Genomic DNA, 11,251 nt, shown 5'->3' on the forward strand with positions numbered 1-11,251 from the left:
CCCGCACCCGGCGGCCCGGTCAGCGCACGGGAATCGCCAGGTACTGGTACTCCAGGAACTCCTCGATGCCGACCCGGCCGCCCTCGCGTCCGAGGCCGGACTGCTTGACACCGCCGAAGGGGGCCGCCGGGTTGGAGACCAGGCCCGTGTTGAGGCCGACCATGCCGACCTCCAGCCGTTCGCCGACGCGCAGGGCCCGGTCCAGGCCCTCGGTGAAGAGGTAGCCGACCAGTCCCCAGGGGGTGTCGTTGGCGCGGTCGACGACCTCGTCCTCCTCGTCGAAGGTGAGGATCGCGGCCACGGGCCCGAAGATCTCCGTGTCCATCAGACGGCTGCCGGGAGCGACGTCCGTGAGCACGGTCGGCGGGTAGAAGCAGCCCGGCCCCTCGGGGGTACGGCCGCCGACGAGTACGCGGGCGCCGCGTTCCACCGCGTCCGCCACGAGCTCCTCGACCTTGCCCCGGCCGGCCCTGTCGATGAGCGGGCCGACGTCGACGCCGTCGCGGGTGCCGGGACCCACCACGAGCGCGCCCATCCGCGCGGCCAGCCGCCGCCCGAACTCCTCGGCCACGGAACGGTGGACGAAGAAGCGGTTGGCCGCCGTGCAGGCCTCCCCCATGTTGCGCATCTTGGCGACCATCGCCCCGTCCACGGCCACGTCGAGGTCGGCGTCGTCGAAGACGATGAACGGCGCGTTGCCGCCCAGCTCCATGGAGGTCCTGACGACGTTGTCGGCGCACTGGGCGAGCAGCAGCCGGCCCACCGCGGTGGAGCCGGTGAAGGAGAGCTTGCGGATGCGCCCGCCGCGCAGGAGCGGTTCGCACACCTCCCCGGCCCGGGAGGTGGTGACGACGTTCAGCACGCCGTCGGGCAGCCCCGCCTCCTGGAGGATCGCGGCGAGCGCCAGGCTGGACAGGGGCGTCTGCGGGGCCGGCTTGAGCACCATGGTGCAGCCCGCCGCGACGGCGGGACCGATCTTGCGGGTGCCCATGGCGAGGGGGAAGTTCCACGGGGTGATGAGCAGGCAGGGGCCCACCGGACGGCGGGTGAGCAGCATGCGGTTGCGGCCGTCGGGGAGGGTGCCGTAGCCGCCGTCGACCCGCACCGCCTCCTCGGAGAACCAGCGGAAGAACTCGGCGGCGTAGGCGACTTCGCCGCGCGCCTCGGCCAGCGGCTTGCCCATCTCGGCGGTCATCAGGTGCGCGAGTTCGTCGGTGCGGTCGAGGATGATCTCGTGGGCGCGGCGCAGGATCTCGCTGCGGGCGCGCGGCGCCGTACGGGCCCACTCCCGCTGGGCGCCGACGGCCGCGTCCTCCGCGAGCCGGGCGTCCTTGGGGCCCGCGTCGGCGACGTGCGCGAGGATCTCGCCGGTGGCGGGGTCGTCGACGGCCATGGTGGCGCCGTCGACGGCGTCGGCCCAGGCGCCGCCGATGAACAACTGCGTGGGTGTGTCGGTCATGGGGTGCCTCCCGGTGGCTGGGCTGGGTCTGCGGTGGGCAGGGGCGGGCGTCCGTGGCCGGGCCGTCCAGCGGGTCGTGCCGCCTAACCGGCCGTGCCGGCCGCCACCGCCTTCGCCCACGCCTGGAGTCCCTCGTCCACCGCGCTCTCGTCGACGACCAGCGCGGGGATCATCCGCACGACCTGGTTCCAGGCCCCGCACAGCAGCAGGAGCAGGCCCTCGTCGACGGCGGCCCGCTGCACCCCGGAGGCGGTGTCCGGGTCGGGGCTGCCGTCCTCGGTGACGAACTCGCTGGCCAGCATGAGCCCGAGACCGCGGACGTCGCCGATGGCGGGCGTGCGGTCGGCGATGTCCTGGAGTCCGGCGCGCAGGCGTGCGCCCATGGCGTCGGCGTTCTCCACGAGCTTCTCCTCGCGGACGACGTCGAGGGTGGCGCAGGCGGCCGCGCAGGCAACGGCGTTGGCGCCGTACGTGCCGCCCTGCGAGCCCGGCCACGCCTTGCTCATCAGCTCCTCGGAGGCGGCGATGCCCGACAGCGGGAAGCCGCTGGCGAGGCCCTTGGCGGTGACGAGGACGTCCGGGGTGACGCCGAAGTGGTCGTGGCCCCAGAAGCGGCCGGTGCGGCCGACGCCGGTCTGCACCTCGTCGAGGATCAGCAGGAACCCGTGCCGGTCGGCCCGCTCTCGCAGGCCCTCCAGGAAGGCGCGGTTCGCGGGCACGTAGCCGCCCTCGCCGAGGACCGGCTCGACGACGACGGCGGCGGTGTCGGCGGGCGAGGAGATGGTCTGGAGGGTGTAGTCGAGTTCCGTCAGGGCGAAACGGGTCGCGGTCTCCTCGTCCCAGCCGTAGCGGAACGCCGTGGGGAACGGGGTGACGACCACGCCGCCCATCAGCGGGGAGAAGCCGGAACGGAAGCGGATGCCGGAGGTGGTCATGGAGGCCGCGGCGACGGTACGGCCGTGGAAGCCGCCGTGGCAGACGAGGACGTTCGGGCGGCCGGTGGCCTGGCGGGCCAGCCGCAGTGCGGCCTCGACGGCCTCGCTGCCGGAGTTGGTGAAGAACAGGCTGTCCAGGCCGGCGGGCAGCACCTCCCCGAGCTTGTCGACGAGCTGCCTCAGGGGCCGGTGCATGACGGTCGTGTACTGGCCGTGGATGAGCGAGCCGACCTGTTCCTGCGCCGCCGCCACGACCCGGGGGTGGCAGTGGCCGGTGCTGGTGACGCCGATGCCGGCGGTGAAGTCGAGGTAGCGGCGGCCGTCCTCGTCGTAGAGGTGGACGCCCTCGCCCCGGGCCGCCACGACGGGCGTGGCCTGGCGGAGGTGCGGCGACAGTGCGGTCATGGTGGCCTCCTGGGCCGTACGGGGTACGCCGTTCCTTCGAGCGTCCCGGCCGCCGCGGGCGCCGACAACGCCTGAACTGTCCAGCCGGAGGGCGGTGTTCGGACGTTGTGTCAGCCGCACCGCGGACCGTCCCGCCGATCCTGGTCACTGTGGAGGGGGTCCGCTCCCCCGTGTGCAGGTCAGCGCCGCTTGTCACCGTGTCCGGGCGGGCAGGTAGGCCCTATGCGCGAGAACGAGCCCCCCGAGCGCGAGACCACCGCCACGACGACCGGGACGACCTCCACCACGGCCATCGGAACGCCCTCCGACAGGGCGCGCCGTCCGCTCACCGTCGCCGACGCGCTGGCCCTGCCGGTCCTCGCCGCCGGGCAGCCGCAGGTCGTCACGGGGGTGGCCCACCTCGACCGGGCGGTGCGCTGGGTGCACATCACCGAGCTGACGGACCCGGCGTCCTTCCTCAAGGGCGGCGAACTCGTCCTGACCACCGGCATGCCCCTGCCCGAAGAGCCGGCCGGCGTGCGCCGGTACGTCGACGAGCTCGCCGACGTCGGGGCCGCGGCCCTGGTCATCGAGCTCGTACGGCGCTACCACCGCCCGCCGCCCGCCCTCGTGGACGCCTGCCGGGTCCGTGGCCTGCCGCTGGTCACGCTCGCCGCGGACGTCAACTTCCTGGACGTGACCCAGGTCGTCCACGCGCTGCTGCTGGGCAACCAGGCGGACGCGATGCGCCGGACGCAGCGCATCCACGAGGCGTTCACCGCGCTCACCCTGCGCGGCGCGGACCCCGAGGAGGTGGTGCGCGCGGCGGCGGAGATGAGCGGCCGGACCGTCGTCCTGGAGAACCTGGCGCACCAGGCGCTGATCTGCGAGCCCTCCGGCTGCACGGTGCAGGAGGCGCTCGCCGGCTGGGAACGGCGCTCCAGGGCCGTACCGTCCCGCGAGCGCACCGAGGTGTGCGGTCCCGAGGGCTGGCTGGTGGCACCGGTGGAGTACCAGGGCGAGCGCCGGGGGCGCGCCGTCATGCTCCCGGTCCGCGCGGGTTCCGCCGCCTTCGGGCCCGAGGACGTCACCGTCCTGGAGCGGACGGCGATGGCCCTGACCATCGCCCGTCTCATCCACGCCACGCCCTGGGAGCGCACCGCCCACCGGGGCGCCCTGCGCGACCTTGCCGAACAGCGCCACAGCTCCGCCGCCGACGCGCAGGCCCGGTTCGCCGCGCTGGGCCTGCCCGTCGCGGACTGCTCGTTCGTCGCCGTACGGGTGGACCTGCGGACGGAGGCGGGCGACGCGGAGGCGGAGAGCCGGGTGACCGAGGACCTGCGGGCAGCCGGGGTTCCGGCGCTGACCGGCGTGCTCGCGCCCGGCCGGCTCGGCGTCCTGCTCGGCCTGCGCGCCGGGTCGGGGCCGTGGCGGCCGACGGCCGAGCGGCTCAGCCGTGCCGTGCTCGCCGTCGATCCGCAGGCCGTGGTCGGCGTCGGCTCCGAGGTGACGGACCTCTCCGACGCCGCGCGCTCCTTCCGCGAGGCCGGGCGCGCGGTGGAGGCGGTGCCGCCCGGCACGCGGCCGCCCGAGGGCCGCTCCTTCCACGAGCTGTCCGACATCGGCCTGCGCCGGCTGCTGTTCGCGCTGCGCGAGGACGTCCGTATCCAGGAGTACGCCGAGCGCCTGCTCGGCCGCCTGGTCGACCACGACACCCGGCACGGCACGGATCTCATGACCACCCTGCGCCACTACCTCGACGCGGCCGGCAACAAGACCACCACGGCCCGCCGCGGCAACCTCTCCCGCGAGACGGTCTACCAGCGGCTGCGCACCGTCGAGCGGCTGCTGGAGTGCGACCTGGAGTCGGGCGAGCAGCGCACCGAACTGCATGTGGCGCTGGCGGCACTCGACGTTCTGCGGACGGGCTGACCGCAGGGCCGACGTGACCGAGGGACCGGGCTGGCGCCTGAGCTGGAGCACCGCCGGCCACGTCCCGCCGCTGCTGATCACCCCGGAGCACGACGTGCAGTACCTGCTGGCCGAGCCCGGTCTGCCGCTCGGCGTGGACCCGGAGCAGCCCCGCCCCGACCATGCCCGCTTCCTGCCCCTGCGGCCACCGTGGTCTTCTTCACGGACGGGCTGATCGAACATCCCGGCCGGACCATCGACGACGGTCTCGACGCGCTCGCCGAGCTGGCCGCGGCACATGCCGCGCGGCCCCTGCCGGAGTTCGCGCTGGTGCTGGCGACCCTGGGGTCGAACACCGGCCACATGCTGAGCGGCGACTCGGTCCTGAAGGACGTCGTCGAGGCGCTCGGGGCCCTCCCGTGCCAGGGCGTGGTGGCGCTCGGCGCCCACCAGGACCCCCGCGCGTGGACCGGGCCGCGGCCCGGCAACGTCCACCTCGCCTCCTTCGTCCAGCAGCGGCTGCTGCTGCCGGCCTGCGACCTGTTCGTCACGCATGCCGGGGCCAACGGCATCCGCGAATCCCTGTCCGCCGGTGTGCCGATGGTCGCGGTCCCGCTCTTCGCCGACCAGCCGGTCAACGCTGATCGGCTGACCGACCTCGGTCTGGGCCTCACGGTGCGCCCCTAGGACGCCGCCACCGCTCTCACCGACGCCTGCCGCCGCGTCCTCGACGACCCGGCCTTCCGGCAGCGCGCTCCCGGCTTCCAGCGGCAGCTGCTCGCCCTGCCCGGGATGGACCAGCTGGTCGCGGACCTCACCAAGTAGCCGTCCACCGGGGCGAGTAGAGACGGCGGGCGAAGGGTCGGCGCCCGTTCGTTCTCAGAGTGTGAGACTTTCCCTACTTTCCCTATCGATTTACTAGGGAAAGCTTGACGCTGCGCGAAGCGGATGCGCAGCATGAGGGACATGTCCCGTACGCAGCAACGACTCGTTCGTCGTCGGCATGTCGACTTCGGTCACGTCGTCAGCGCCGCCTGCTGTCTCGCGTAAGGCACCCGGCCCACCCCTTCGCCGGCGCCTCTCCGCCCCCTTCCCAGGCGATCAGGCGACTCACCCAGCGCGCCCGATGGCTCGACACACTTCTGAGGGACAACCCCCATGACCACAGCACTTCCGGCCCAGGCCACCCCGCACGATCAGCCGCTGCCCGACACGCGCCATCTCCGCCTGGTGGGCCACCCCGTGCTCGGCGACGCCGTCGTCGACGGTGCCGTCCTGGACGAGGCCCGCGGCCGCACCTCCGCGCCGCTCGTCGGCTATCTCGTCCTCGTCCCCGAGGGCACCGATCCCGCCGAGCTGTTCGCCAAGGACCGGCCGCGGCCCGAGATCCGGCCGGTCGTCACCACGGCCGCGGCGCCGACCCGGCCGACGCGGGACGACGACCTCGTACGCATCGATCCCGCGCGCCACGTCGCCGAGATCGGCGGACGCGAACTCGACCTCACCTACCTGGAGTTCGGGCTGCTGGCACATCTCGTGCTGCACCCCCACCACGTACAGACGCGCGACCAGCTGGTGACCGCGGTATGGGGCTACGACCACATCGGCGACGGCCGCACCGTGGACGTCCACATCGCCCGCCTGCGCCGCAAGCTGGGCGCGGCCAACCGGCACCGGATCGTCACCGTACGCCGCCTGGGCTACAAGTACGTGCCCGACCAGCAGCAGGGCGCCGACGCCGCTCCCTGCCGCCGAGACTGAGGAGAGCACTTCCATGGGCCTGGCCTCGCCGCCGTTCCGCCCCGCCTCGCCGTCCGAGAGCCCCGGGCCGGGCCACGCGCACTGGCTGCGCGTGGCGCGGGAGGTGGCCGACGACCTGGCCACGGACACCGTGGCCAGGGAGCAGGCGGGCAAGGTCCCGTTCGACGAGGTGTCCCGGCTGCGCGAGGCGGGCCTGCTGACGCTCCTGGCGCCGGCCGAGTCGGGGGGCGGCGGCGCGGACCTGCCCACGGTCTACGCCGTCGTTAGGGAGATCGCCGCGGCCGACGGCGCGATCGGTCAACTCCTCGGCAGCCACTACTTCCTGTCGTACAGTGCCCGGCTCCTCGCCGAACCCGCGCCCGGCGCACGGATCGAGGAGCGGTCCGCGGCCGCGGAGTGGTGCTGGGGCGGCTCCTTCGCCCGCCAGGAGCCGCCGCTGCCGCTGGCCCGGACCTCCCGCGGCCTGGTGCTCAACGGCAGGCAGAGCTACCCCACCGGAGCCCTGGTAGCCGACCGCCTCGCCGTGCGCGGCGTGCGCGAGGACACCGGCGAGCCCTTCGCCGTCCTGGTGGACCCCGCCCATCGCGGCGTACGGATCGACGGCGACACCGACACCTTCGGCCAGCGCCTCGCGGCCGGCGGCAGCGTGGAGTTCGACGACGTGCCGGTGAAGGCGAGCGACGTGCTCGGCTCGCTGTCCACGGACGAGGACATCCTGTCGCCCCGGTCCGCCCTCGCCTCACCGGTCGGCCGCCTCGTCTCCGTGCAGCTCTGTCTCGGCATGGCCGAGGGCGTGCTCGCCGAGGTCCGCGACGACAGCCGCACGGCGAACTCGCCCTGGCAGCACCCTACTTGGCCGCCCGGCACCTCCCACGACCCGCAGGTGCTGACCGTCTACGGCGAACTCACCGTCCTGACCCGCTCCGCCTCCGCCCTCGCCGACCAGGCGGTGGCCGCCGTGCAGGACCTGCTGGCCCACGGCGAGGACATCACCTACGACGCGTACGCCGAGACGGCCGCCCTGGTGGCCATGGCCGAGGCCGCCGCCTCCCGCGCCGCGCAGGAGTCCACCGCCCGCGCCCTCGACATCGTCGGCGCCCGTGCCACCTCCGCCCGGCTGGGATTCGACGGTTTCTGGCGCAACGCCCGGGCGCACACCCTGCACGCCCCCGTCGCCCACCGGCTCCGCGACGTCGGTGACTACGTTCTCAACGGCGTCCACCCGCCGTTCGTCCTGCCCTCCTGACCTGCGAAAACAGCCCGCGAAGCCTTGGGAGAAGAGTCCGAGAAGCGATCATATCCCAGTATTTGAGATAGTGGCGTCCACCATATGAACACGCCCTTGGGGTGGGCGCCACTTTCTGCCACGATCCCTACCAGCCAGGTAGGAATACTAGGGATCGGGGGGCCATGAGAACGCTCAAGCGCGCACAGCGGCCGCTTCCCCTCCTGACCTCGCGCCGCCACATCGACTTCGGCCGCACGTCCAGCGCCATCTGTCGGCCCTGCTGACGGCCGCCCGCAGCACATCCTGAGGCCGGCTCCACGGCACCACGCACCTCCGCTCGCTTCCCGCGACCCGCGCGACAGCACCGATGCCACCGCGGGCCGGCGAGCGGGACACCTGTGCGTGCCCTCACCCCCCTCGCCATCGGCACCTCCCTGATCCGCCCGTTCCCTGAGAGGACACCTCCGTGTCTGCCGTACGACCGCTCAAGACCTTGCGCGCCCTCGCTGTCATCACAGCGCTCCCCGTTCTGCTCACCGCCTGCGGCTACGGCTCGAAGTCCACCGACGACGACAAGCAGAACGCGGTCGCGGCGGGCGCCAAGAAGCTCTCCGCCGACGAGGTGAAGATCGGCTACTTCCCCAACCTCACGCACGCCACCGCGCTGGTCGGCGTCCAGGAGGGCCTGTTCCAGAAGGAGTTGGGCGGCACCAAGATCAAGCCGTCGACCTTCAACGCGGGTCCCTCCGAGATCGAGGCGCTCAACGCCGGTTCCATCGACATCGGCTGGATCGGCCCCTCCCCCGCCATCAACGGCTACACCAAGTCGAACGGCAAGAGCCTGAAGATCATCGGCGGTTCGGCGTCCGGCGGCGTGAAGCTCGTCGTCAACCCGAAGAAGATCAAGTCCCTGGACGACGTCAAGGGCAAGAAGATCGCCACGCCGCAGCTCGGCAACACGCAGGACGTCGCGTTCCTCAACTGGATCGCGGAGAAGGGCTGGAAGGTCGACGCGCAGAGCGGCAAGGGTGACGTCTCCGTCGTCCGTACGGACAACAAGATCACCCCGGACGCCTACAAGTCCGGCTCGATCGACGGGGCCTGGGTGCCGGAGCCGACCGCGTCGAAGCTGGTCGCCGAGGGCGGCAAGGTGCTGCTCGACGAGTCGACGCTGTGGCCGGACAAGAAGTTCGTGATCACGAACATCATCGTGTCGCAGAAGTTCCTCAAGGAGCACCCGGACGTCGTCGAGGCCGTGCTGCGCGGTTCGGTGAAGACCAACCAGTGGATCAACGCCAACCCGGACAAGGCGAAGGCGTCCGCCAACACGGCGCTGCAGAAGCTGTCGGGCAAGGCGCTGCCCGCCGAGGTCATCGACCCGGCCTGGAAGTCGGTCCAGTTCACCGACGACCCGCTGGCCTCGACCCTCAACACCGAGGCGGAGCACGCGGTGAAGGCCGGCCTGCTCGACAAGACCGACCTGAAGGGCATCTACGACCTCGCCCCGCTGAACAAGGTCCTCAAGGCCGCGGGCAAGGCCACGGTCGACGACGCCGGTCTCGGCGCCCAGTAACGACTCACCGCACCGGACGAGTTCCCAGGAGATGACGACCATGGCCACCGCGATCGGCAAGGCGGTCGAGGACACCACGGCGGTGACGCACGCCGCCCGTATCGAGCATGTCTCGAAGTCCTTCCCCGCCCCGGGCACGCCCGGCGGACAGCAGCTCGTGCTGGACGACATCACGCTCGACGTCGCACCGGGTGAATTCGTCACCCTCCTGGGGGCCTCGGGCTGCGGCAAATCCACTCTGCTCAACCTCGTGGCGGGCCTGGACCGGCCGTCGGCCGGCACCATCGGCACCGACGGCCGGCCCGCCCTGATGTTCCAGGAGCACGCCCTGTTCCCGTGGCTGACCGCGGGCAAGAACATCGAACTCGCCCTGAAACTGCGCGGGGTGGCCAAGCCGGATCGGCGGGACAGGGCCGAGGAGCTGCTCGAACTGGTCCGGCTGCAGGGCGCGTACGGCAAACGCGTGCACGAGCTGTCGGGCGGCATGCGCCAGCGCGTCGCGCTCGCCCGCGCGCTCGCCCAGGACAGCCGGCTGCTGCTGATGGACGAGCCGTTCGCGGCCCTGGACGCCATCACCCGCGACGTCCTGCACGACGAACTGACCCGCATCTGGGCCGAGACCGGCGTCTCCGTGCTGTTCGTGACGCACAACGTGCGCGAGGCGGTACGGCTCGCCCAGCGCGTCGTCCTGCTCTCCTCCCGCCCCGGCCGGATCGCCCGGGAATGGACGATCGACATCCCGCAGCCGCGCCGCATCGAGGACGCCGCGGTCGCCGAACTGTCCCTCGAGATCACCGAAGAACTGCGTGGGGAGATCCGCCGCCATGGCCAGCACTGACACCGGCGTCGACGTCGCCGAGGGCGACGTCACGAAGGAAGAGGCTCCCACCACCGGAGCGCCGCGACCCGCGGGCGGGCTGGCGGGGCTGGAGGCCGGGCTCGACGCCCTGGACTCGGTGCAGACCGGCCGGACGCCGCTGCGCGAGACCCTGATCCGCAAGGTCCTGCCGCCGCTCACCGCTATCGCCCTGGTCCTGGTGGTCTGGCAGTCGCTGGTGTGGAGCGGGACCGTCCCCGACTACAAGCTGGCGTCGCCGGCCGAGGTCTGGGGCGAACTGCGCACGGCCTGGCTGCAGGGCACGCTGCTCGACTACATCTGGACCAGTGTCTCGCGCGGGCTGCTGGGCTTCCTGCTGGCGCTCGTCATCGGCACACCGCTCGGTCTGCTGGTCGCCCGGGTGCCGTTCGTCCGCGCGGCCATCGGGCCCATCCTGTCCGGCCTCCAGTCGCTGCCGTCGGTGGCCTGGGTGCCGCCCGCCGTGATCTGGCTCGGCCTGGACGACTCGATGATGTACGCGGTGATCCTGCTCGGCGCGGTGCCCTCCATCGCCAACGGCCTCGTCGCGGGCATCGACCAGATCCCGCCGCTGTACCTGCGCGCCGGGCGGACGCTCGGCGCGACCGGGCTGCGTGGCGCCTGGCACATCGTCATGCCGGGGGCGCTGCCCGGCTATCTGGCCGGGCTGAAGCAGGGCTGGGCGTTCGCCTGGCGGTCCCTGATGGCCGCCGAGATCATCGCCTCCTCGCCCGATCTGGGCGTCGGGCTCGGCCAGTTGCTGGAGAACGGCCGCACCAACAGCAGCATGTCCCAGGTCTTCCTGGCCATCTTCCTGATCCTGCTCGTCGGCATCGCCATCGACCTGCTGATCTTCAGCCCGCTGGAGCGGTGGGTGCTGCGCAGCCGCGGCCTGCTGGTGACCCGCTGACCCCGTGCCGCCCGGCCCTGCCACACTCGTGCGGTGACCGGCACCGATGAAGCCGCCCGCCAGACCCTGCTGCGGCGCGGCTTCGCCCTGGAGTACGCCACCCTCGGCTGGAACGTCGTCGGCATCCTGATCCTCGCCCGGGCCGCGGCCTCGGCGAGGTCGGTCGCCCTCGCCGGGTTCTGTCCAGAACCGCTGGCCTAGAGCGGCGCCCCCCACATTGGCGTCCGGGAGCTG

11 protein-coding genes are annotated in these 11,251 nt (G+C 72.6%); 9 read left to right on the plus strand and 2 right to left on the minus strand.

The genetic code is table 11. The features are described from left to right. Positions 1–19: 19 nt before the first annotated feature. Both ACFU97_RS30375 and ACFU97_RS30380 read right to left on the minus strand, forming a co-directional pair. Positions 20–1,459, minus strand: coding sequence for an NAD-dependent succinate-semialdehyde dehydrogenase (locus tag ACFU97_RS30375; protein WP_384262916.1), 1,440 nt, complete (start codon positions 1,457–1,459; stop codon positions 20–22). A gap of 83 nt (positions 1,460–1,542) precedes the next feature. Continuing rightward, positions 1,543–2,799, minus strand: coding sequence for an aspartate aminotransferase family protein (locus tag ACFU97_RS30380; protein ID WP_384262919.1), 1,257 nt, complete (start codon positions 2,797–2,799; stop codon positions 1,543–1,545). A 222-nt stretch (positions 2,800–3,021) separates the two neighbouring features. Here ACFU97_RS30380 and ACFU97_RS30385 point away from each other — a divergent pair, with 222 nt between their 5' ends. The 9 genes from ACFU97_RS30385 (at position 3,022) to ACFU97_RS30425 (ending at position 11,218) form a co-directional block, all read left to right on the plus strand. Beyond that, a complete protein-coding gene (locus ACFU97_RS30385) occupies positions 3,022–4,710 on the plus strand; it encodes a PucR family transcriptional regulator (protein ID WP_384262922.1) in 1,689 nt (562 codons plus the stop codon). 13 nt (positions 4,711–4,723) lie between these two features. Then, complete coding sequence (locus ACFU97_RS30390; RefSeq protein WP_384262924.1) at positions 4,724–4,924, plus strand: SpoIIE family protein phosphatase; 201 nt, start codon at positions 4,724–4,726, stop codon at positions 4,922–4,924. Further along, complete coding sequence (locus ACFU97_RS30395) at positions 4,900–5,376, plus strand: glycosyltransferase (RefSeq protein WP_384262926.1); 477 nt, start codon at positions 4,900–4,902, stop codon at positions 5,374–5,376. Before ACFU97_RS30390 ends, ACFU97_RS30395 begins: the two co-directional genes overlap by 25 nt. Positions 5,377–5,847: 471 nt before the next feature. After that, entirely contained in the window at positions 5,848–6,450 is a 603-nt protein-coding gene (locus ACFU97_RS30400) for a winged helix-turn-helix domain-containing protein (protein ID WP_384262929.1), read from the plus strand. Positions 6,451–6,463: 13 nt separating this feature from the next. Then, entirely contained in the window at positions 6,464–7,696 is a 1,233-nt protein-coding gene (locus tag ACFU97_RS30405; protein ID WP_384262932.1) for an acyl-CoA dehydrogenase family protein, read from the plus strand. A 448-nt stretch (positions 7,697–8,144) separates the two neighbouring features. Further along, positions 8,145–9,251 (plus strand): aliphatic sulfonate ABC transporter substrate-binding protein, encoded by a 1,107-nt coding sequence (locus ACFU97_RS30410; RefSeq protein ID WP_384262935.1) that lies wholly within the window; start codon positions 8,145–8,147, stop codon positions 9,249–9,251. A 40-nt stretch (positions 9,252–9,291) separates the two neighbouring features. Continuing rightward, positions 9,292–10,089: an ABC transporter ATP-binding protein gene (locus tag ACFU97_RS30415; protein ID WP_384262937.1), complete on the plus strand. Its 798-nt coding sequence runs from the start codon at positions 9,292–9,294 to the stop codon at positions 10,087–10,089. After that, positions 10,076–11,017, plus strand: coding sequence for an ABC transporter permease (locus ACFU97_RS30420; protein WP_384262939.1), 942 nt, complete (start codon positions 10,076–10,078; stop codon positions 11,015–11,017). The genes ACFU97_RS30415 and ACFU97_RS30420 overlap by 14 nt, the downstream gene beginning before the upstream one ends. Positions 11,018–11,050: 33 nt before the next feature. Further along, a complete protein-coding gene (locus tag ACFU97_RS30425) occupies positions 11,051–11,218 on the plus strand; it encodes a hypothetical protein (protein WP_384262942.1) in 168 nt (55 codons plus the stop codon). Positions 11,219–11,251 lie beyond the last annotated feature (33 nt).

The sequence above is a fragment of the Streptomyces sp. NPDC057616 genome (genome assembly GCF_042800575.1).
GTDB lineage: Bacteria > Actinomycetota > Actinomycetes > Streptomycetales > Streptomycetaceae > Streptomyces.

Coding starts and splice junctions, on each gene's coding strand:
- ACFU97_RS30400 (WP_384262929.1), top strand. CDS start 5,848: ATGACCACAGCACTTCCGGCCCAGGCCACCCCGCACGATCAGCCGCTG.
- ACFU97_RS30385 (WP_384262922.1), top strand. CDS start 3,022: ATGCGCGAGAACGAGCCCCCCGAGCGCGAGACCACCGCCACGACGACC.
- ACFU97_RS30375 (WP_384262916.1), bottom strand. CDS start 1,459: ATGACCGACACACCCACGCAGTTGTTCATCGGCGGCGCCTGGGCCGAC.
- ACFU97_RS30380 (WP_384262919.1), bottom strand. CDS start 2,799: ATGACCGCACTGTCGCCGCACCTCCGCCAGGCCACGCCCGTCGTGGCG.
- ACFU97_RS30405 (WP_384262932.1), top strand. CDS start 6,464: ATGGGCCTGGCCTCGCCGCCGTTCCGCCCCGCCTCGCCGTCCGAGAGC.
- ACFU97_RS30420 (WP_384262939.1), top strand. CDS start 10,076: ATGGCCAGCACTGACACCGGCGTCGACGTCGCCGAGGGCGACGTCACG.
- ACFU97_RS30415 (WP_384262937.1), top strand. CDS start 9,292: ATGGCCACCGCGATCGGCAAGGCGGTCGAGGACACCACGGCGGTGACG.